This window comes from Massilia sp. IC2-476 (assembly GCF_020707295.1).
Lineage (GTDB): Bacteria > Pseudomonadota > Gammaproteobacteria > Burkholderiales > Burkholderiaceae_D > Telluria.
The window spans coordinates 255028-277024 of sequence record NZ_JAJFER010000005.1 but is presented as its reverse complement, the minus strand read 5'-3'; the positions used below and the strand labels follow the sequence as shown (position 1 = coordinate 277024).

The 21997-nt window shown below is 67.0% G+C and carries 17 protein-coding genes; 8 read left to right on the top strand and 9 right to left on the bottom strand.

Annotation, left to right across the window (positions count from 1 at the left end; translation table 11 throughout):
* Positions 1-125: 125 nt before the first annotated feature.
* A complete protein-coding gene (locus LK539_RS15440) occupies positions 126-1328 on the bottom strand; it encodes a DUF4861 family protein (RefSeq protein ID WP_227801921.1) in 1203 nt (400 codons plus the stop codon).
* A 17-nt stretch (positions 1329-1345) separates the two neighbouring features.
* Positions 1346-2758: a glycoside hydrolase family 105 protein gene (locus LK539_RS15435; protein WP_227801920.1), complete on the bottom strand. Its 1413-nt coding sequence runs from the start codon at positions 2756-2758 to the stop codon at positions 1346-1348.
* Positions 2759-2914: 156 nt separating this feature from the next.
* Between LK539_RS15435 and garD the strand changes: the two genes are divergently transcribed.
* The 5 genes from garD (at position 2915) to LK539_RS15410 (ending at position 9268) form a co-directional block, all read left to right on the top strand.
* Positions 2915-4456, top strand: coding sequence for a galactarate dehydratase (gene garD, locus LK539_RS15430; protein ID WP_227801918.1), 1542 nt, complete (start codon positions 2915-2917; stop codon positions 4454-4456).
* 215 nt (positions 4457-4671) lie between these two features.
* Positions 4672-5490: an NAD(P)-dependent oxidoreductase gene (locus LK539_RS15425; RefSeq protein WP_227801917.1), complete on the top strand. Its 819-nt coding sequence runs from the start codon at positions 4672-4674 to the stop codon at positions 5488-5490.
* Positions 5491-5494: 4 nt separating this feature from the next.
* Positions 5495-6388 (top strand): aldose 1-epimerase, encoded by an 894-nt coding sequence (locus tag LK539_RS15420; protein WP_227801915.1) that lies wholly within the window; start codon positions 5495-5497, stop codon positions 6386-6388.
* On the top strand, positions 6388-8820 hold the full coding sequence (locus LK539_RS15415; protein WP_227802095.1) for a family 43 glycosylhydrolase: 2433 nt from the start codon (positions 6388-6390) through the stop codon (positions 8818-8820). Before LK539_RS15420 ends, LK539_RS15415 begins: the two co-directional genes overlap by 1 nt.
* A 70-nt stretch (positions 8821-8890) precedes the next feature.
* Positions 8891-9268 carry a cupin domain-containing protein gene (locus LK539_RS15410; protein ID WP_227801914.1) on the top strand — a complete coding sequence of 126 codons (378 nt, stop codon included), beginning with the start codon at positions 8891-8893 and terminating at the stop codon, positions 9266-9268.
* Position 9269: 1 nt separating this feature from the next.
* On the opposite strand, the gene LK539_RS15405 is transcribed toward LK539_RS15410, so the two are convergent.
* Both LK539_RS15405 and LK539_RS15400 read right to left on the bottom strand, forming a co-directional pair.
* Positions 9270-9800 (bottom strand): hypothetical protein, encoded by a 531-nt coding sequence (locus LK539_RS15405; RefSeq protein WP_227801912.1) that lies wholly within the window; start codon positions 9798-9800, stop codon positions 9270-9272.
* A 138-nt stretch (positions 9801-9938) separates the two neighbouring features.
* Positions 9939-10733 carry an ElyC/SanA/YdcF family protein gene (locus LK539_RS15400; protein WP_227801911.1) on the bottom strand — a complete coding sequence of 265 codons (795 nt, stop codon included), beginning with the start codon at positions 10731-10733 and terminating at the stop codon, positions 9939-9941.
* Positions 10734-10856: 123 nt separating this feature from the next.
* Here LK539_RS15400 and LK539_RS15395 point away from each other — a divergent pair, with 123 nt between their 5' ends.
* The gene (locus tag LK539_RS15395; RefSeq protein WP_227801910.1) at positions 10857-11357 is read left to right on the top strand and encodes a hypothetical protein; all 501 of its coding nucleotides are present in this window, start codon (positions 10857-10859) and stop codon (positions 11355-11357) included.
* 5 nt (positions 11358-11362) lie between these two features.
* On the opposite strand, the gene LK539_RS15390 is transcribed toward LK539_RS15395, so the two are convergent.
* Positions 11363-12256: a LysR family transcriptional regulator gene (locus tag LK539_RS15390; protein WP_227801909.1), complete on the bottom strand. Its 894-nt coding sequence runs from the start codon at positions 12254-12256 to the stop codon at positions 11363-11365.
* A 104-nt stretch (positions 12257-12360) separates the two neighbouring features.
* Between LK539_RS15390 and LK539_RS15385 the strand changes: the two genes are divergently transcribed.
* Both LK539_RS15385 and LK539_RS15380 read left to right on the top strand, forming a co-directional pair.
* The gene (locus LK539_RS15385; RefSeq protein ID WP_227801908.1) at positions 12361-13224 is read left to right on the top strand and encodes an NmrA/HSCARG family protein; all 864 of its coding nucleotides are present in this window, start codon (positions 12361-12363) and stop codon (positions 13222-13224) included.
* 24 nt (positions 13225-13248) lie between these two features.
* The gene (locus tag LK539_RS15380; RefSeq protein WP_227801907.1) at positions 13249-13722 is read left to right on the top strand and encodes an AtaL-like protein; all 474 of its coding nucleotides are present in this window, start codon (positions 13249-13251) and stop codon (positions 13720-13722) included.
* Between the two features lie 38 nt (positions 13723-13760).
* On the opposite strand, the gene katG is transcribed toward LK539_RS15380, so the two are convergent.
* From katG to LK539_RS15360, 4 genes are all read right to left on the bottom strand, one after another.
* Positions 13761-15989, bottom strand: a complete 2229-nt coding sequence (katG, locus tag LK539_RS15375) for a catalase/peroxidase HPI (protein WP_227801906.1) — start codon at positions 15987-15989, stop codon at positions 13761-13763.
* A gap of 143 nt (positions 15990-16132) precedes the next feature.
* Complete coding sequence (locus LK539_RS15370; protein ID WP_227801905.1) at positions 16133-17953, bottom strand: glycoside hydrolase family 28 protein; 1821 nt, start codon at positions 17951-17953, stop codon at positions 16133-16135.
* 44 nt (positions 17954-17997) lie between these two features.
* Positions 17998-19140 (bottom strand): polysaccharide lyase family 1 protein, encoded by a 1143-nt coding sequence (locus LK539_RS15365; protein ID WP_227801904.1) that lies wholly within the window; start codon positions 19138-19140, stop codon positions 17998-18000.
* 6 nt (positions 19141-19146) lie between these two features.
* Entirely contained in the window at positions 19147-21954 is a 2808-nt protein-coding gene (locus tag LK539_RS15360) for a TonB-dependent receptor domain-containing protein (RefSeq protein WP_227801902.1), read from the bottom strand.
* Positions 21955-21997: the final 43 nt, after the last annotated feature.

Here is a 21997-nt window from a genome sequence, read left to right as displayed (position 1 = left end):
AAATAAATACGTGAATTGGTCCAACCTCTGCCAAAGGGGATATTGCGTGGAGATGGGCCTTGTTGTAAGGCCTTGAAAAGACATGCGGCGCCCTGCGCGAGGGCGCCGCATCGGGGAGGAAAAGCTTACTGCTGGCGCGAGAGCGTCACGCGCACCGGGTTGCCGGCGCGTGCGGCCACGTCCTGCGTGTACTTCTGCCACTGCGCGAGCGAGGTGATCTCGCCGGCGCGGCTCCAGGCGCCGCCGGCGTAGTAGCGCAGCGGCTTGCCGGAGCTGGCCTTGGCCAGGATCAGTTCGTTCAGCTGGTCCTGGGTGAAGCCTTCCGCCCCAGGCACCACCACCGCGGTGCCGAAGGCGTCGTTGCTCTTCTGCTCGACCCACTGCAGCAGCACCGGACCTTCGCGCTTGACCGTGATCGACGGATCCTGGTTCTTGTCGCTCGGATTCTTGTTGAGACCCACGGCGACGGTGAGCGGATCAGCGCCTTCGTAAATGAAGGTGCTGTCGATGCGGTCCAGCTGCTGGCCGGCGTCGACGGTGAAGCGCTTGATCTCGCTGACCTGCTTGCCGGCCGCGTCCCAGCTTGCATAGTGCAGCTCGAAGACCGCGCGCACCGGGCCGTTGGCCAGCACGCGCCAACTGGCGTAGTTCACGCTCGTGTACAGCTGCTTGCCGTCCCAGATGCCGGTGCCGCCGGCGCCGCGCGACTTGCCGACGTTGTACATGTCCATGCCCTCACCCTCGTCCTTGTGGTAGTGGTCATGGCCCTTGTTGTACCAGCGGTCGACGATCGGATATGGCACGCGCTTGAACCACAGGTCCAGGCCACTGGTGACCAGCACCTCCTTGGTGACGCCGGCGGGGGCGGGCGCGGCCAGAGCCGGGCCGTAGGTGCGGTGCGCGATCTTGTCGTTTTCCCAGCCGAAGTCGTCGAGGCGCTCCGGCACGTAGCGGGCAAAGGCCTTTTGTGCGAACACCGGGGCGACCGTGTCGATCTTCTCGACCGTGAAGCCGGCGCTCTTCTCGCCAGGTGCGAAGCTGTGCTGGAAAATCAGCTCGCCGTAGGCGGCGCCGACGCCCTTCGGGTCCTTGGCCAGGGGCGCAACGTTGGTCACCTGGTAGGGCAGTACATTGCCCTTGGCATCCTTGACCGCGATCTTCTGGATCAGCGCTCCCGGCAGCGCGGCGTTCACGTCGCTCCAGGGGATCGTGATGGTTTCCGACGGACGGGCAATGGACAGGTCGTGCTGGACGGTGACGGCCAGGCGCTCCGCGGCGTAAGCGTTCAGAGCGGAAGTCAGTACAGCTGCAAGGATCAGTCGTTTCATCGTTCAGGCGCCTCTTCTCAATGGTGTTCGCGGTAGTCGGTCTTGCCCCCTTTGGGCATGTAATGATACGTGCGAACCTTGTACTGGACCTCGAAGGCCGGATTCTTCATCAGCTTGAGGATCTCGGCGCCGGCCAGCAGCATCGGGCCGTAGCCGTGCAGCGCGTGCACGCTGGTCGGACGGTTGTAGTAGTAGACCATGTCGCCGGCCAGGGTGGTGCCGACGCAGGTGCCTTCCACTTCGCCCTTCGCCGTGATACGGGTCGACAGGCCCGTCCAGCCAGCCTGCGCGATCGAGCCGTAGGTGGTCGGGCTGACCCAGCCCTGGTTGACGGCGTGCGCGATCACGTAGGTGAAGATGGCGCTGGCCGAGGTCTCGAGGTAGGAGTCGTTGCGGTCGATCATCTGGTGCCACAGGCCGGTGCCCGACTGCAGCTCGGAGATGCCCTTGATCGCGGCGCGCAGCTGGTTCAGCACCTTCGGGTAGCCCGGGTGATCCTTCGGCAGCACGTCGAGCAGGTCGGACATGGCCAGCACCGCCCAGCCGTTGGCGCGCGCCCAGTAGAAGCGCGGCGCATCCGGGTGGTTGGCATGCCAGCCGTGGGTGTAGATGCCCAGCTGCGGATTGAACATGCGGCTCGACATGCCCATCACATTGTTGACGGCGTCGTCGAAGTGCTTGCGGTCGCCCGTCAGGCGGCCCATCTCGGCCAGCGCCGGGATGCTCATGTACATGTCGTCGGCCCACAGCGAGACTTCCTGCGGACGCTTGCGCGCCATCGTGCCGTCCTCCAGACGGAACTGCTTGTTGATGACCCAGTCGCTGCAGGCGTCGATCATGGGCTTCAGGTCCGGTCCGACCTTGGCCAGGCGCGCGCGGATGAGGGCGGCGCACATCGAGCCGGAATCGTCCAGCGAACGCGGGTCGAGGAAGCGCGAGAAGCTGTTGGCCCGTTCGAGGCGGAACTTCTGTTCCTGGGCGCGGAAATAGGGGAGGGTCTGGGAGAAGAACTGGAAGTGGCGCTGGGTCATCGCGGTGAAGCTCTGGTCGCCGGTCGCTTCCGCCGCTTTCAGGAGACCCGAATGCACCACGCCCATCTCATACACCTGGATGCCGTAATCGCCCGCGCTGGGTTCGAAGATCGCGTCCGCGTTCGGGGTCTTCAGGTCGGTGATCTGGTCGCCGGTCTTCTTGCTGATGATGCGGGTGGGCGTCGCACTGTCCATGTAGGCGCGGATCGACTTGAGCTGGGCCGTGACTTCCGCCGCCACCGGCATCTTGTAGGGCACCGGATAGGTGCCTTCGGCCGCGTCCTTCAGGTTCTTGTTGTCGGTATTGCGGTAATGGCCACCCTGGGCGAGGGCGGGACCACAGGCGAGGGCGCAGCCCAAAAGGGTGGCAACGGAGGCTGCCAGCAAGGTCGTCTTCATGTGTCTCCAGTCGGCGTTGTGTGTTTACTACTGTATGACTACTTATATTTGGTCAGGCCATTCTAATTTGGTCCGACCAAAACCACAAGGTGGACTAGCCACCGTTCGAACTTGTATGGCATACTGAAAAAGAACCTACCGACAAGGCACCACACCATGAGCACCCAAGTTCCGCGCACCATCCGCATGCAGGCCAGCGACAACGTCGCAATCGTCGTCAACGACGGCGGACTGCCCGCGGGCACCGTTTTCCCCGACGGGCTGACCCTCGTCGAGGGCGTCCCGCAGGGACACAAGGTGGCGCTTACCGATTTCGCCGAAGGCGAGCCTGTCATCCGCTACGGCGTGACGATCGGCTATGCGAACGCGCCGATCCCGCGCGGCAGCTGGGTGTCCGAGCGCGTGCTGCGCATGCCCGCGGCGCGCTCGCTCGACGACCTGCCGATCGGCACCCATGCGCTTGCGGTCAGCGAACCGCTGGAAGGTTACACCTTCGAGGGTTACCGCAACAAGGACGGCTCGGTCGGCACCCGCAACATCATGGCGATCACCAGCACCGTGCAGTGCGTCTCTGGCGTGATCGACTACGCGGTCAAGCGCATCAAGGAAGAACTGCTGCCGCGCTATCCGAACGTCGAAGACGTGGTCGCGCTGGAGCACGTGTACGGCTGCGGCGTCGCGATCGACGCGCCGGGCGCGGACATTCCGATCAAGACCATCCGCAACCTGTCGCGCAACCCGAACTTCGGCGACAGCGTGATGGTGGTCAGCCTGGGCTGCGAGAAGCTGCCGCCGGCGCGTCTGTTCCCGGCCGGGGCGATCCCGATCGGTAACGCCGAGCCCTCGGTCGTGACCCTGCAGGACCAGCAGCACGTCGGCTTCATGTCGATGATCGACAACCTGATGCAGACCGCCGAAAAGCACCTGCAAGAGCTGAACGCGCGCCAGCGCGTCACCTGCCCGGCATCCGACCTGGTGGTCGGCGTGCAGTGCGGCGGCAGCGACGCCTTCTCGGGCGTGACCGCCAACCCGGCTGTCGGCTTTGCCACCGACCTGATCGTGCGTGCCGGCGGCGCCGTGATGTTCTCCGAGATTACCGAAGTGCGCGACGGTATCGACCAGCTGACCGCGCGCGCCGCGACGCCGGAAGTCGCCGAGGCGATGGTGCGCGAGATGCAGTGGTACGACGATTACCTGGTGCGCGGCGGCGTCGACCGCAGCGCCAACACCACGCCCGGCAACAAGAAGGGCGGCCTGTCGAACATCGTGGAAAAGGCCATGGGTTCGATCGTCAAGTCGGGCACCACGGCGATCACCGGCGTGCTCTCGCCGGGCGAAAAGCTGCAGCAAAAGGGCCTGATCTATGCCGCCACCCCGGCCAGCGATTTCATCTGCGGCACCCTGCAGATGGCCGCCGGCATGAACGTGCACATCTTCACCACCGGCCGCGGCACCCCCTACGGCCTGGCGGCGGTCCCGGTTATCAAGGTGGCCACCCGCACCGAGCTGGCCCAGCGCTGGCATGACCTGATGGACGTGAATGCCGGGCGCATCGCCAGCGGAGAAGCTACTATTGAGGATGTGGGCTGGGAGCTGTTCCGCCTGATCCTCGACGTGGCCAGCGGGCGCAAGACCTGGGCCGAACACTGGAAACTGCATAATGCGCTGGCGCTGTTCAATCCGGCGCCGGTGACCTGACAGAATATTGCGTTACGACCGCGGCATGTGATCTGCGGGAACCGTAGGGTGGGCGGCTCGTAACCTGGTCCACTGGACCAGGTTACCCCACGCGTTCAACTAGAGCATGCGCTGCCACAGCGCGGCTGAGAGTTGGACGCGTGGGCGGGAGACCCGCCCACCCTACGGACAACAAGGGTAGCGGCAGTAACGCCACAAAGATTAAGGAGTTAACAATGACCCAAGCAGCAAAGGGCAAACCCTTCAAACGCATCCTGCTGACCGGCGCCGCCGGCGGCCTCGGCAAGGTGCTGCGCGACCGTATCAAGCCTTGGGCCGAGGTCGTGCGCCTGTCCGACGTGGCCGACATGGGCGAAGCGCGCGAGGGCGAGGAAATCGTCCAGTGCGACCTGGCCGACAAGGAAGCGGTCCTGAAACTGCTGGAAGGCGTGGACGCCGTGCTGCACTTCGGCGGCATCTCCACCGAGAAGCCCTTCGAACCGATCATGCAGGCCAACATCCTGGGCGTCGCCAACCTGTACGAAGCCCTGCACAAGGCCGGCACCCGCCGCGTGGTGTTCGCCAGCTCGAACCACGCGATCGGCTACCACCACGTGAACACCGTGCTGGACGCGAATTCGCCGACCCGCCCGGACAGTTACTATGGCCTGTCGAAGGTCTTCGGCGAACAGATGGGGCGCTACTACTACGACCGCTTCGGCATCGAGACCGTCTGCATCCGCATCGGCTCGAGCTTCCCGGAGCCGGCCAACAAGCGCATGATGAGCACCTGGTTCTCGTATGACGACCTGGTCGAGATGCTGCGCTGCTCGCTGTTCGCGCCGCGCGTGGGCCACACCATCATCTACGGCGTGTCGGACAACGACAGCGTCTGGTGGGACAACCGCCTGGCCTCGCACCTGGGCTACAAGCCGAAGGACAGCTCCTCGAAGTTCGCCCACCTGTTCCCGGATACCTCCGAGTTCCCGGACAAGGACGACGTCACGACGACCTACCAGGGCGGCAAGTTCCTGCTCGACGGACCACAATACTAAGCAGATGCCGACGCCCGTGCTGGAACGGCTCCTGCTTCGCAACGACCGCCTGCTGGCGGAGATCGTTCCGCAGGTGGGAGGCGGCCTGGCGCGGCTCGACTGGCTGGGCAGCGACGGCGCGCAGCCGCAGGAACTGCTGCGTGGGCTGGCGCCGGACAGCGCCGGCACGCCGCTGCCGGGGCAGCTGGCCTGCTTCCCCCTGCTGCCATGGTCGAACCGCATGGCGCCCTCCGGCTTCGCCTTCGCGGGCGCGCGCCACGTACCGAAACCGAACCGGGAAGGGGAGCCTTGCCCGATCCACGGCGACGCCTGGCAGCAGCCCTGGCGCGTCGCTTCGCACTACGACACCTCCCTGGTCCTGAGCCTGGACCGCTGGGACGCCGAACCCTTCGCCTACACGGCGGAACTACGCTACACCCTGGCCGACGATGCGCTGGTGCTGGAGGTCAGCGTGCGCAACGCCGGCCGCGCCGCGCTGCCCTTCGGGATCGGACTACACCCCTGGATGCCGGATCCGGGAGGCGCCCTGCTGGAAGCAGGCGCCAACAGCGTCTGGATGTCCGGCCCGGACAAGCTGCCGCTGATGCGTCAGGACATTCCTCCCCAGTGGCGTTTCGATAATCCCGCATCGCTGCCGCAGGACGGCGTCGACAACGTATTCGAGGGCTGGCATGGGGCCGCCCGTATCGCCTGGCCGGCACGCGGCCTGGCTCTGGAAGTGCAGGCCGACATGGACTACTTCATTCTCTATGCCCCGCCCGGGCGCGACTTCTTCTGCTTCGAGCCGGTCGACCACCCGATCAATGCGCACAACCTGCCTGGCCATCCGGGCCTGACGGTGCTGGCCCCTGGCGCCACGCTGCGCCGCCGCTGCGTGTTCCGCGGAGCGGCGTTGTGATGCGGCGGGCGGCGGGCCTGCTGCTGGCGCTCGCCGCGACGGCGGCATCCGCCCAGGCGCCCTACAATGCCGAGACCACCTACCGCAAGCTGGCACGCGACTACCCATATATCCGCATCGCCAGCGGCGAAGCGCCGGCCCCGGTCCAGGTGCGCAAGAACCTGGTCTATGCCCAGCGCGGAGAACTGGCGCTGGGGCTCGACCTCTACTTGCCTGGGCCAGGCGACAAGCCGGCGCCGCTGGTGGTGCTGGTGCACGGCGGCGGCTGGGGCACGGGCGAACGCGCCAACATGGCGCCGCTCGCGGCCCGACTCGCGGCGCGAGGCTATGCGGCCGCCACCGTCAGCTACCGCCTGTCCGGCCAGGCCCGCTATCCGGCCGCGATCGAGGACGTGAAAGAGGCGGTGCGCTGGCTGCGCCAGGGCGCGGCTGCCTACGGCATCGACCCGGCGCGTGTCGCCATCGCCGGCGGCTCGGCCGGCGGGCAGATCGCCTCGCTGGTCGGCATGCTCGAGCCGCGCGCGATCCGCGCCGTGGTCAGCATCGACGGCCTGTCCGACTTCACGTCCGAAGAAGCACGCAAGCACGAGGACGACCCGGCCAAGAACCCGTCCGCCGCGGGCGCCTGGTTCGGCGGCCGCTATGCCGAGAAAGAGGCGCTGTGGCGCGATGCTTCTCCGATCACCCATGCCGGCAAGGGCAGCCCGCCGGTGCTGTTCATCGTCAGCGGCGTGCCGCGCTTCTCGGTGGGACGCGAAGCCATGGCGTCCAAGCTCGCCTCGCACGGCATCCATAGCGACACCGTGGCGCTGCCGGGCACACCGCATTCGTTCTGGCTGTTCGATCCCTGGGTAGCGCCGACCGTCGATGCGATGACAGCCTTCCTGGAGCGCACGCTGGGGGCCGTGCCGGCGCGCGCGCCCTGGTCGGCCGACCTCGGCGACGGCCGCTACCGCAACCCGATCCTGCATGCCGATTACTCCGACCCGGACGCGATCCGCGTCGGCGACACCTACTACATGGTGTCCTCGAGCTTCGCGAATGCGCCCGGCCTGCCGCTGCTCGTATCGAAGGACATGGTCAACTGGGAGCTGAAGGGCCACGCGCTGCCCCAGCTGGTGCCGGGCGCGCAGTTCCAGGCGCCGCAGCACGGCAAGGGCGTGTGGGCGCCCTGCCTGCGCTACCACGACGGCCGCTTCTGGATCTTCTATCCGGACCCGGACCAGGGCGTGTACGTCACCACCGCCACCCGCTTCGAGGGACCGTGGAGCGCGCCGCACCTGCTGCTGGCGGGGAAGGGCATCATCGACCCGACGCCGCTGTGGGATGACGATGGCAAGGCTTACCTGATCCACGCCTGGGCCAAGAGCCGCGCCGGCTTCAACAACGTGCTCACGCTGCGCCGCATGGACCCAGGCGGCCGCAGCCTGCTCGACAGCGAAGGCAAGGTCGTCATCGACGGCAACGCGCTGCCCGGCTACCGTACGCTGGAAGGACCGAAGCTGTACAAGGCGAACGGCTGGTACTACGTGTTCGCCCCTGCGGGCGGCGTCGAGCATGGCTGGCAATCGGTGTTCCGCTCGCGCAGCATCGAGGGCCCTTATGAGGCGCGCATCGTGATGGAGCAGGGCGCGACGCCGGTCAATGGACCGCACCAGGGCGCCTGGGTCACCACGCCGCAGGGCGCCGACTGGTTCTTCCACTTCCAGGACCGCCGCGCCTACGGCCGCGTGGTGCACCTGGAGCCGATGCGCTGGGAAGACGGCTGGCCCATCATCGGCGAGCCCTCCGGCAAACCGGGCGTCGGCCAGCCGGTGCTGGAATACGCCAAGCCGGTGGCGGGCAGCTTCCCGCAGCGTGTGCCGGCGGCGAGCGACGAATTCGACGGCAAGACCCTGGCGCCGCAATGGCAATGGGCGGCCAATCCGCAGCAGCGCTGGTACGCACTTGACGCGCGCCCCGGCCAGCTGCGCCTGTTCGCACAGCCGGACGGCTTGGTGCGCGACCTGCCATCGGTGCTGACCCAGAAATTCCCGGCGCCCGCCTTCGGCGTCACCGCCAGGGTGGAACTGCACGCGCAGCGCGACGGCGACCAGGTCGGACTCGGCGCGATGGGCCTGGCCAGCAGGTGGTTCGGCTTGCGCCGCATCGAGGGCAAGCCGCGCGTGGTGATGGTCAGCTGCGCTCAGGACGGCAAGTGCGCGGAAGAAGTGGGCGCGGTGCTGCCGGGCTACGCGGCGCACCTGCGCATGCATGTGACGGCCGGGGCCTATGTGTCGTTCTCGTACAGCGTTGACGGCGTGCGCTATACCCAGCTCGGGCTGCCGTTCGAGGCCACCATGGGACGCTGGGTCGGCGCCCAGCTCGGCCTGTTCACCACCGGCGCCGCCGGCGCCTACGCCGATATCGACTACCTGCGCATCAGCCCCTGAGCTTCCTGCGGCAATCTCCATCACCGATGGTAGTATGGCCGCACCTTCGTTCCCGGCGACTGGAGCCACCATGGTCATCGATCCGCAGCACACCTATGTGCACCTTGCCGACGACGGCAAGGCACATCAAGTTTCAGGCGACAGCTTCTGGCAATTGCCCCCTGAAGCGTTCGACAGTTTCGGCAAGGGCTGGCTGGTCTCGGAATTCCTGTTCACGGAAGACTGGCCGACCTGGGAGATGCATCCGCAAGGCGAAGAGTTCGTCTATCTGCTGTCGGGCGCGGTCGAGCTGCTGCTCGATCGCGGCAACGAGGTGGAAACGATCCTGCTGAACGGCAGCGGCGCCGTCGTGGTGCCGCGCGGGGTGTGGCATACCGCCAAGGTGCGGGTGCCGAGCCGCATGCTGCATGTGACGCGCGGCGAGGGGACCGAGAACCGGCCGGTCTAGCTCAAGCGGGACACGTCCGCTGGAAATAGCGTTGCACCTGTATCCAATGCCAGGGCGCGATGTTGCCATGCCCTTCGAAATACCAGGACGCTCCGCGCCGCACGAACACATACGAGTCGGTGTAGCGCGCCATCGTGACATCGGCCCACTCCACCAGGAAGCTCAACTGGTTCTCGCCCTCGCTCTGCCAGCAGTAGAGCAGGATGGCGATGTATCGCTCGCGCCTGCCTGAGGCATGCGGCGGCAGGCGCAGCAGTGGGCGTGATTCGTCCAGTACCTGACGAATGCTGCCGAGCGTTTTTTTGTCAGGGTGATGGAGGTCCAGCAGGAAGGTGGCGATGGAATCGCTGGCGCTGGCAATGCTTGGCAGCAGCGGACGCTCGTGCTCGCGCACATAGAACCCTTGCTTGAGACCGATCCAGGGTGGCGCCGGACGATAGATGCTCTGCTCGATCCTGGGCGTATTGGCCCCGATGCCGCATGCCTGCATCAAGACGCACGCCAGCGCCAGCAAGGCGATACGCATTTTCATGGCTATCCCCCAAAGAGTGATAGCGCATGATAGTGGCGCCGGTGCACCGCGTTGTGCGCAAACAGGAGGGCGCGTGCAACGCTACCTTCGGGCGCATCGGACGCCACCTCGAGGCTCCGGAGCTGCCGTGCGCGGCAATCAGCCTTGGGTCGCCTGCGCGCCACCCGAGCGCATCCGGTACCAGACCAGCCCCAGCAACTCATACGTGGCGTACCAGGAGCGCCGCAGTCCCTCGGCGCTCGGTATCCAGGCATAGATGCTGCGGGTCCATCCGCCGAAGAACATGGTCGGCGCCTCGACGACCTCGAGTCCCGCGCGCTGGAAGGCGCTGCGGGCGCGCGCCATGTGCATGGCGTCGGTGACCAGCAGCACGCGCTTGATCCCATCCCTGCGCAGCAGGGCCGCGCTGAAGGCCGCATTATCGGCGGTGTCGCGCGATTTGCCTTCGACCCAGCGCACCGGGACCCCGAAATCATCGCGCAGCGCGGCCGCCATGCCGTCGGCCAGCGAGTAGCTGCGTTCGTGCGCGGTCGGCTTGCCGGCGCTGCCGCCGCTGACCAGCACCGGCAAGCCGGTGCGCCGCTGCAGATGGGCCGCATAGCGCAGGCGCGCCAGCGCCGTGTAGTCCGGGATGTCGCGGTCCCCGTATTCCGGCGCCTTGCGCATCCGTCCGGCCGATAGCACCACGATCGCCTGCCCGCCGGCGCGTTCGGGCGACAGCAGCGGCGTGGTCAGCTCTTCCAGGGGGCGCACGAACAGGTCGGCCACCGCGGGCGTGGATAGCAGCGCAAGCAGGGCCAGCGCGCCTCCGGCCAGGATGCGTCCGGCGCGCGGCCAGCGGCGCCACAGGAGCAGGCCGAGCAGGATCAGCAGGAACAGATTGGCCGGCGGGAGAATCAGGTTGCGCGGTATGGCGTTGATGAGGTCGAGCACGGGGAGCAGGTCTTTCCTTAGTCGTGAATTGGCAACAGGCAGCCCTTAGTGATACCTCGCTTGGTTGACTTTCGTCAACTCCATTTAGAATACAAGTACGTTTTCGCCAACGACAAGACCGCCATGACCCAGATGCACATGATCCTGCTCGCAGCGTCGCCACTCATCATGTGGCGCGTGTACAAACGTGTCCGGCGCCTGACCGTGCGCCAGAAGTCGCGGCTGTGGCGCCACTGGTTCGGCGTGCTGTTCCTGCCCGTCGCCCTAGTGGCGATGGCGCTGGTGCTGTTGGCCAAACCGCTGGTGCTGGCCTGCCTGCTGGGCGGCGCCGCGGGCGGCGGCGCGCTCGGCCTCGCGGCCCTGCGCCGCACCCGCTTCGAACGGGTCGGCGACGAGTTTTTCTATACCCCGTTCGCGCCGATCGGCATGGTGGTGGCGACCATCTTCATCGCACGGGTGTTGTACCGCGTGTTCGAGATGGTCACGCTGGGTCCGCAACAGACGCCGTCCTTCGGCAGCAGCCCACTGACGATGGGGATCATGGGCGTGGTCGTCGGCTACTACCTGGTCGGCGCCTCCGGCCTGCTGCGCTGGCGCCGCGCGGAAGCACGCACCGGCGCATAATCCGGCTAGCCGGCGAGATAGGCCGCCAGCTCGTCGGGTGTCCCCTTCGGGAAGGCTGCCTTCAGGTAGTCGAGGAAGCTCGAGACGCGCGCGCTCAGGAGCCGCCGCGACGGGTAGAGCGCCCACAGCGCGATCTCCGGCCCCGCCACATCGCCCCAGTGCGCCAGCGTGCCTGCGACCAGGTCGTGGCTGACCAGCGATACCGGCAGCCGCGCGGCGCCGACGCCGATGCGCACCGCGTCGCGCACCATCACCAGCGACGATAGCGACAGCACCGGATCGACCGCGATGCGCGCGCTGCCGGATGCTCCCTGCAGCTCCCACGACGTCGACCCGTCGCGCGCATCGCGCACCACGACCGGGACGGCCTGGCCCTCCTGCGGCCGCGGCAGGTCGGGGCTCGCCACCACCACCAGCCGGTCGCGCAGGAAGATCCTTCCCACCAGGTTCTCGTCCGGCGCCGGATTGACCCGGATGACCAGGTCGTAGCCTTCCTCGACCATGTCCACGTTGCGGTCGTCGGTGGTGACTTCGAGCCGCACCTCCGGATAGGCCAGCGCGAAGCCGGCCGCCAGCCTGCCCATCGCGGTCTGCGAGAACAGCAGCGGCGCGCTGATGCGCAGCCTGCCGCGCGGCCGTTCGCCGCCCGAGGCGATGCTCGCTGCCGTTTCGTCGATCTCGGTCAGCAGCACGGCGGTACGCTCGTGCAGCATGCGCCCCTCCTGCGTGAGCTTGAGCGTGCGCGCGCCGCGCTCGAACAGGCGCAGGTCGAGGCTGCGTTCCAGTTCCGCGACCCGGCGCGACAGCGTCGCCTTCGGCCGTCCGCTCAGGCGCGCCGCACGTCCGAAGCCGCCGTGGCGGGCGACGAGGTTGAAATCGACCAGTGCCAGCAAATCCATGTGTTCCACCCATAAGACGGTCTGTCCAAATTTGACGGCTATCGTACCACCTGTGGGATGGCTACCATGGATTCACTGTCAACCACACCTGAAGGAGAAACACCATGACTATCCTCGTTACCGGCGCTACCGGCCAGATCGGCCGCCAGGTCGTCCAGCATCTCGTGGAGCAGGGCGCCAGCGTGCGCGCCCTGGTGCGCAATCCCGCCAAGGCCGATTTTCCGGCCGGCGTCGACGTGGTGCAGGGCGACCTGCTCGACCCCGATGCGCTGCGCAGCGCCTATGCCGGCGTGTCCACGCTGTTCCTGCTGAACGCCGTCGTCCCCGACGAATTCACCCAGGCGCTGCTCGCCCTGAACCTGGCCAGGGAAGCCGGTGTCGAACGCCTGGTCTACCTGTCCGTCATCCACAGCGACCTGTACGTGAACGTACCTCACTTCGCCGGCAAGTACGGCGTCGAGCGCGCGATCGAGGCCCTGGGCTTCGGCGCCACCATCCTGCGTCCCGCCTACTTCATGCAGAACGACCTGGCCATCCGCGACGTGGTGCAGGGCTACGGCGTCTATCCAATGCCGCTGGGGAGCCGCGGCATCGCCATGATCGATACCCGCGACATCGCGGAAATCGCGGCCATCGAGCTGCTGCGCCGCGAGCGCGCGGCCGGCCCGCTGCCGTCCTCGCGCCTGAACCTGGTCGGGCCCGATACCCTGCGCGGCAGCGAGGTCGCCGCGATCTGGTCCGAGCTGCTGGGACGCCCGATCGGCTACGGCGGCGACGACACCCGCAGCTTCGAGCAGAACCTGCGCCAGGCCATGCCGGCCTGGATGGCCTACGACATGCGCCTGATGAGCGAAGGTTTTCTCGCCAAGGGCATGGTGCCGGAAGCCGGCGACGTCGAACGCCTGGCCAGCCTGCTGGGACGTCCGCTGCGCAGCTACCGCGACTTCGCCGCTCAAGCCACCGCCTGATCGCCAATCACAAAGGAGAACATCATGATCTATTCGACCGCCACCGTTCCCGTGAACCCGGACGGCGACACCCCCTTGAGCCGCGAGCAGGCCTGGGCCGGCCTGGTCCTGAAGGCGCGCGACGCGCGCGAGTTCCTGCCGCCCGGCCTGTGCACCCGCTGCGAGGTCGTGGAAGAAAGTGCGGGCCACATCGTGCGCGACGCCACCATCGGCGGCGTCGACCTGCGCGAAATCATCAGCTTCGAACCGGGCCGCAAAGTGAGCTTCTTCCAGGCCTCGGGCCCCCGCGAAGGCGTGATCATCAACGAGCTGTTCGAGGACGGGAATGGACAACTGCAGCTGCGCTTCTACTGCTACCTCGGCCTGCGCGACAAGGCGCCGGGCGGACCGGAGGAGCAGGCCGAGCAGGCCATGATGGACAGCGACAAGGGCTACCGCGCAGCCCTGCTGTCGACCTTGAAGCGGACCCGCGAACTGCTGGCCGCGGGCCGGCTGTGAAAGCTGTGGCGGCCGAGGGGCCGCCACAGCCCGGACCTTCACGCCGCCTGGCGGTAGCGCAGGTCGAAGCGGTCGAGCTCCATCACCTTGTTCCAGGCCTTGACGAAGTCCTGCACGAAGTGGGCTTCGCCGTCGCGGGCGGCATAGACTTCCGACAGCGCGCGCAGCTGGGCGTTGCTGCCGAAGATCAGGTCGGCCAGGGTAGCGGTCCAGCGCCGCTCGCCGCTCGCACGGTCGGTCCCTTCGAACAGGTGCTGGCTGCCTTCGACACGCTTCCAGGCGGTGCGCATGTCCAGCAGATTGGTGAAGAAGTCGGGCGTGAGGGTGCCGGCCCTGTCGGTGAACACGCCGTGCTGGACCCCGCCGCTGGTCGCGCCCAGGGCGCGCATGCCGCCCACCAGCGCCGTCATCTCGGGCGCGGTCAGCATCAGGAGGTTGGCCTTGTCGAGCATGCCGTTGGCCACGTTGCTGACGGACCCCGAGTGGATATAGTTGCGGAAGCCATCCACCGCCGGTTCCAGCACCTCGAAGGAATTCACGTCGGTCTGCTCCAGGGTGGCGTCGACGCGCCCGGGACGAAACGGCAGCTTGACGTCGTGCCCGGCCCGTTTCGCTGCCTCTTCCACCGCGGCGCAGCCGCCCAGCACGATCAGGTCGGCCAGCGACACCCGCTTGCCGTTGGCGACGTTGGCGCCGTTGAACTCCTGCTGGATCGCTTCCAGCTGCCGCAAGACCTCCGCCAGTTCGGCCGGATCGTTCGCTTCCCAGTCCTTCTGGGGCGCCAGGCGGATACGGGCGCCGTTGGCGCCGCCGCGCAGGTCGCTGCCGCGGAAGGTCGACGCCGAGGCCCAGGCGGTCTTCACCAGCTGCGGAATCGACAGGCCCGACTGCAGGATGCGGCTCTTGAGCGCAGCGATGTCGGCGTCCTCGACCAGCGGGTGGTCCACCGCCGGGAGCGGATCCTGCCAGATCAGGTCTTCCTGCGGCACCAGCGGCCCCAAGTAGCGTACCTTCGGACCCATGTCGCGGTGGGTCAGCTTGAACCAGGCGCGCGCGAAGGCGTCGGCGAACTCCTCCGGGTTGGCCAGGAAGTGGCGTGCGATCTTTTCGTAGGCGGGATCGGCGCGCAGCGCCAGGTCGGCCGTGGTCATCATCGGCTGATGCAGCTTGCCGGGGACGTGGGCGTCGGGGACGTTGCGGCCCGCATCGCCCTTCGGCTTCCATTGGTGCGCGCCGGCCGGACTCCTGGTCGGCTCCCACTCGAAGCCGAACAGGGTCTCCAGGTAGCTCATGTCCCATGTGGTGGGCGTCGGGGTCCACGCGCCTTCAAGGCCGCTGGTGATGGCGTGCGCGCCGATACCGCTTTCATAGCTGCTCTTCCAGCCCAGGCCCAGTTCCTCGATGTTGGCCCCTTCCGGATCGGCGCTCAGGTGGTTGGCCGGGCCGGCGCCGTGGCACTTGCCGAAGGTGTGGCCGCCGGCGACCAGGGCCACGGTCTCGTAATCGTCCATGGCCATGCGGCCGAAGGTGTCGCGAATATCGCGCGCCGAGCCCACCGGGTCGGGATTGCCGTTCGGGCCTTCCGGGTTCACGTAGATCAGGCCCATCTGCACTGCCGCGAGCGGCTTGGACAGCTCGCGTTCGCCGCTATAGCGCTCGTCGCCCAGCCAGGTCGATTCCGGGCCCCAGTCGATCGGCAGCGGTTCCCAGATGTCTTCGCGGCCGCCGCCGAAGCCGAAGGTCTTGAAGCCCATGGACTCGAGCGCCACGTTACCGGCCAGGATCATCAGGTCGGCCCAGGACAGGCTCTTGCCGTACTTCTGCTTGACGGGCCAGAGCAGCCGGCGCGCCTTGTCCAGGTTGCCGTTGTCGGGCCAGCTGTTGAGCGGTGCGAAGCGCTGCTCGCCCGAGCGCGCGCCGCCGCGTCCGTCGAAGATGCGGTAGGTGCCGGCGGAGTGCCAGGCCATGCGGATGAAGAAGGGGCCGTAGTGGCCATAGTCGGCCGGCCACCAGGCCTGCGAGTCGGTCATCAGCGCGTGCAGGTCGGCGATGACGGCGTCGAGGTCCAGCTTGCGGAACTCGCGCTTGTAGTCGTAGTCCTCCAGCATCGGGTCGCCCAGCCTCGTGTGCTGGTGCAGCACGCCGAGGTTCAGCTGGTCGGGCCACCAGTGGGCGTTGGTGCGCGTCTGCCGCGGCTTGTTGCCATGTGCCACAGGGCACTTGAGTTCGGATTCGGCGTTCTTCAGATCCATGTCACGGTCGTTCATGCTGTTGTCTCCTCGTCGTGGACTCGTGAGCGCTAGCATACGGCCGCGATTCCGGCGTCGCCAATTGAGCTTTTATATAGACGCGATAGCAAGATTGCACACCGTCGCGCCCGGTGGCGGCCGGGCGGCCGCCACCGTCCTGCTTAGGCCTGCAGCGTGGTGTTGTACAGCTTGCCTCCGATTTTTACATTCGTCAGCTTGACGTTGCGGACGTTGTAGATGAACCAGGGCTGGGCCGCATTGACCGGGGTGCCGAAGTCGCAGTCGGTGAAGGTAACGTTCCGGATCGGCAGGATCTCGGCCGGCTTCTCGCCGTTGTAGTCGAAGGCGACTGGACCCAGCAGCAGGATGGCCTGGTAGCACGAGCGCGGGCCTTCCTTTGTCGCGACGTGACCGACTTTCACGCCCGAGATGTGGACGTCTTCCACGATCGGCGGACGGGTGCGCACGTTGTCGGCGTTCGGTGCGTAGTCGCAATCGAAGGTCACCACCGCGCCGGCCGAGGAACCGACCGTCTTCGGCGGGATCGGCGAGCCGGGCAGCGGGTTGTAGACCTGCGGCTTCAGGTTCACGCCGTTCGGCATGGTCACGTTGCGCACATAGAAGTGGCGCAGGAAGCCGCCGCGGTTCATGTTGGTCTTCAGGCGGATCGCGGTGTTCAGCGGGTCGGTGTCCCAGTGCTCGTTGCGGAACTCGATGTCCTGCGCGTACACGTGCTGGATCCCGCCCGACATCTCGCTGCCCAGGGTGACGCCGCCGTGGCCGCTGTTCATGACGCACTTCTGGATCACCACGTTCTGGGTCGGGCCGAACTGCGTGTCCAGGTTCTTGCCGGCCTTGATCGCGATGCAGTCGTCGCCGCATTTGAAGGTGCAGTCCTGCACCAGCACGGTGTTGCAGGCTTCGGGGTCGAAACCGTCGCTGTTCGGGCCCATGCTGTCCATCAGCACGCCGCGGATCTCGAGCTTGCTGCAGTTGACCGGGTGGTGCTGCCAGAACGGCGCCTGGTTCAGCTGGTAACCCTGCAGCAGCACGTTGGTGCAGCCGATGAATTCGACCATGCAGGGACGCAGATAGTGGCCGCGGCCGAAGATGCGCTTGGCCACCGGCACGCCGGCTTCCGACAGGGTCGGCAGGTAGGCTTCGTCGGTGCGCCACTTGTCGTCCTTGCCTTCCATGAGCGCGACCTGGGCGTCGCTCAGCTGCGGCGCGACTGCGCGGATCGAGCCCGGATTGAGCGGGTTGACGGCGATTTGCGAACGCTTGGGATCGCGTCCCTTGGCCTTGCCCTTCCAGTCCCACCAGGTCTCGCCGTCGGCACGCGGCACGCCGCCCTGGCCGTCCAGGATGCTGGTCCAGTCTTCGCCGGTCAGCGCGATGTTGGTCTGGCCGTAGGCATACACCAGCGGCGAGTAGTTCAGGCAGTCGTTGCTCTGCCAGCGCGAGAGCACCAGCTTGCCGTTCGGGCCGCAGTCATAGTCGCCGTATTTCGCGAAGTCTTCGGGATCGTTGCTGAAGTAGACGTGGGCGCCCTTGGCCAGGTGCACGTTGACGTTCGACTTGAGCACGATCGGGCCCTTCACCAGCCAGTTACCGGCCGGGATCACGACACGTCCGCCGCCGGCGGCGCTGCAGGCGGCGATGGCCGCCGCGATCGCCGCGTAGCAGTCCTTCGCGCCCGGCGCCGGGGTGCTGACCTTGCCTTCCTGGTGGTGGCCGACGTAGCCGTTCACCTTGATGGCTTCGCAGGGCTCGGCGCCGTAGGCGGTGATGAGGAAGTCGCGCTTGGGGAAGCTGAGCGGCTTCTTGAACTGGTCGATGATGCCCTGGGCGCGCGCCCACGGGTCGTTCTTGCCGGGGACCTTGGCGGCCAGCGCCGGGCCGCCCACGCCCAGGGCCGCCGCCGATACCGAGGCGGCGCGCAGCAGGGAACGGCGGTAAGGATTGATGTGTCTCGTTGTCATGTCGTTTTCCTTGTCGTGGGTCGGGCGGTGCTAAGCGTGTTGTTCTACATCTTGCCGGCGCCCGCATGCAGGCGGACGTGGGCGGGTACGGCGCTCGCCGGCAGCGGCGTGAACGGGTAGGGCACGGTCCAGGACGCGGCGTCGCTGCCGCAGGGCGCGAGCGGCGCACCGTTCAGCAGCGAGCCCGTGTCGGCAAATGTACCAGCCTCGGGGCCGCTTGCGAACGGACGGACCGCATCCAGGCAGCTGCGCGCGCCGGCGATGTCGTAGGCGTTGGCGTGCGAAACGATGCGCGCCCCCTTGGCCACGCCGACGCTGTAGCCGTGGCGGTAGGCCGGATGGCGGCGGTCGCCTACGTGGTAGTTGTTGAACAGGTGGACCTGGCCGAAGCGCACGCGCGGTGCGCGGCCGGCGATGTATTCGAACAGGTTGTTGCTGAGGGTGACGCGCAGGTGGCCGGAGTCAGTCACGGCCTTGTCGCTGGCGCCAATCAGGGTGTTCTTCGCGTGCAGCGCGAAGTGGTTATAGGAGACGGTCACGAAGTCGCTGGCGTCGCGGATGTCGAGCGCACCGTCGTGACACTGCTTGTGCTTGCCGTTCTCGACGGGGAGCAGGTCGTCGGTCAGTGGTGCGTCGGTAAAGCTGTTGTGGTCGATCCACACATGCTGCGAGCCGACGATGGCGATGCTGTCGAACTCCGCGTTCCAGTTGCCGTCCTCGCCGTCCGCCGGATCCCAGCGCGGGGCGACGTCGCAGGGATTGCGCAGCCTGAGGTTGCGGATGATGACCTGGGAGACGTTCGCCACCACCAGGTGGGCGTTGACGAAGCCCGATTCGCTGCCGGCGCCGATCAGGGTGGTATTGGCGGGGAGTAGAACCTTGCCGCGCCTGGCCTGGTCGGCGCTGCTGGCAAAGGGATGTCCTTCGCTCATGTCGATGATGCCATCGACCATGACGATGCGACTGCCCTGGACGGACTTGCCGAGGGCGCTGCGCAGCTGCGCAGCATCGGTAACGGTGAAGACATTGGCGGCGGGTGCATCGCCGCCGCCGCGGGTGCCGCCCTCGAGGGCGGCCCAGCCGTCAGGAGGCGCTTCCTGGCGCGCCGGGAGCTGGACCGGCTGGGTGGCTGCGGAGACGCAGCCACCCAGCGCGGCACACAGGACCAGGGCGGCAGGGAGCTTCAACGCCGCTTAGAACGTGTAGTCCGCACGCACCGTGAAGGTACGGCCGATCGGCTTGGCGACGTTACGTGCGAACACCACGCGCGAGCTCAGACGCTGGTTCGACAGCGGCGGATCTTCGTCGAACAGGTTGTTCACGCCGGCGCCGATCTTCAGCTGCGGGTTGACCTTCCAGCTGGTCGACAGGTTGTACACGCTGTACGGGGCGATGCGGTTGAAGAAGGGCTGGCCCGGTTTCTGGGTCGGCAGGGCGTTGGTGTCTTCGTAGCTCGACGCGTACTGCTGGGTGAGCTGGGCGAAGAACGGACCATACGACCAGTTCACGCGCGCCTGGTGCTTCCACTTGAACACGTAGGTGTTCGATGCGGTCGCGCCGGTGGACAGGGCGCCGTTCTTGCCGACGCTGTCGAACCATTCGCCGCCCGACTCGTTCTGGCCTTCGTACTTGTCGGTGTAGGTGCCGTCCAGCGAGACGCCGAAGCGGCCCCAGTTCGAGGTCGGGTACACGTAGTTCAGGCCGATGTCGACGCCCTGGGTACGCAGGCCGCCCATGTTCAGGCGGGTCTTGGTGATGTACGCCAGGCTGCCGTCCGGGTTACGCACGAACAGGTCGGCGTACTTCTGGATGTTGTTGAAGATCGTGTCTTCCGAGACCTGGGCGATGGTGCCGGTCATGTCGATCTTCCAGAAGTCGACGGTCGCCACCAGGTTCTTGACCGGCTCGACCACGATACCGACGGTGACGGTCTTCGACTTTTCCGGATCCAGGTCCGGGTTGGCGCCGGTCAGGGTGGTCAGTCGGGTGTTGCAGACACGGGTCGGATCGAGGTTCAGGCCGGCGTAGCGCGGGTCGGTCGTCAGGGTGCCGGTGCCGGTCACGCCAGGGGTGGCGCTCGGGCACAGCAGCGGGTCATCCCAGTTCGACGAGGACGGGGTCAGGGTGCGCTCGCTGCCGTACAGTTCCGGCAGGGTCGGGGCACGGAAGCCGCGGCTGACGGTACCGCGCAGCATCAGCTCCTTCATCGGCTGGTAGCGGAAGCTGGCCTTCGGGTTGACGGTGTTGCCGAAGTCGCTGAAGTGGTCGGCGCGGACGGCGAAGTTCAGGTTCAGTTCCTTCGTCACCGGCGCATCCAGCTCGGCGTAGGCGCCCATCACGCGGCGCGAACCGCTCGGGTTGCGGCCCGGGGTGCCCGACACCTTGTAGACGACTTCGTCGCCCAGCATGTTCATGTTTTCTTCGAAGCTCTCGCGGTGCCAGTCGGCGCCGAGCGCCAGGCCCAGGGCGCCGCCCTTCAGGTCCATCAGGGTGCGCGACACGTTCACGTCGGCGCCGTAGTAGCGCACGTCCGCGGTGCGGTATTCCAGGCCGTCGGCCGAGATGCTCTCGAGGTATTCGCGGCCGGCCGCATCCTGCGGTCCGAACGGGTTCAGGATGCCCTTCTCGACGCCGGCGTACAGGCCCGGGGTGCGCACGAAGTTGTCGCGGAAGCCGATGTTGCGCTTGCTGTAGGCGTAGGAGACGCCGGCGCGGTAGTCCCAGCCCTTGAATTCGCCTTCGTCCTGCACCACCAGGCGGTGGTTGAGCTGCTCGTCGTGGCTGGTGACCGCGCCGAGTTCGTCCAGGCTCCAGGTCAGGGCCAGGTCTTCGCCGTTCAGGCCGGCCACGGCCGGTACGCCGCCGCTGCCGCCCGGGTACCACTTGCTGGCCTTGGTGATCATCAAGGGACGACGCGACGCGGTGAGGCGGTCGTAGTCGGTATTGGCGCCGAAAGGCTGCGGCGCGTCGGACGCGTCGATGTAGGACTTCGACAGGTTCAGTTCGACAGTCAGCAGGCCGCCGTCGCCGTGGGCCAGGCTGCCCTTGGTGAACAGGGTGGCCTGCTGGGCTTCCGGCAGCAGTTCCGGATAGTAGGTCGGATCGGTGATGCAGGTCTTGCCGCCGTTGGCGTTGGTGCGGGTCGAGGGCACCGTGGTCTGGACCGCGTACGGGGTGACGCAGCCGGCCGCGAAATACGGATTGCCGGTGACGTTGGTGGTCCTGCCGTTGCGGTAGATGGTGAAGTTCGCCGGCGACGCCGAGCCGCCCGAGGTGTTCGGGGTGAACGGGGTGCCGCCGAGCTGGGCGATCTTGGCCGGGTCGGTGACGTTCGGACGGTCGCGCTGCAGCAGCGAGTCGCGGCGCTGGATGTCGAAGGCGGAGTAGATGTTCCATCCATCCTGGGCCAGGTCGCCCTTGCCCACGACGATGCCGGCGCGGCGCTGGGCGCCGCCGCCGGAAGCTTCCGGCTGCACGGTGCTGGCGCTGGCGGTCACGCCGGTGATCTGGCGCTTGGTGATGAAGTTGACCACGCCGGCGATGGCGTCGGTGCCATACAGGGCCGAGGCGCCGTCGCGCAGCACTTCGACGCGCTCGATGGCGGCCATCGGCATTACGTCGACGTTGACCGAGCTGTCGCCCAGCGCTTCGTTGGCCAGGCGGCGGCCGTTCAGCAGCACCAGGGTGCGGTTGGTGTTCAGGGCGCGCATGTTGATCATGGTGCCGCTGCCGCCGCCGCCGACTGGCTCGTTGGTCGAGGCCACGGTCAGGGCCACGGCGACTTCCGACATCGTGGTCAGGCCGCGGTTTTGCAGTTCTTCTGCCTTGATGGTCGTGAGGGGGAGGGCGTTCTCGGAAGCGAGGCGCTTGATCGAGGAACCGGTGACTTCGACGCGCTGCATCGGCGCTTCCTGCGCCGCTGCAGTGTTCATCAAGGCCAGCACTGCGACAGCGACTGCCGACATCATGAAGCGCGGTTGGGTGGTGCGTTGGTGTTTCACTACATGTCTCCTGCTTTGAATCGTCGATTGCGTCCGGTGTGTT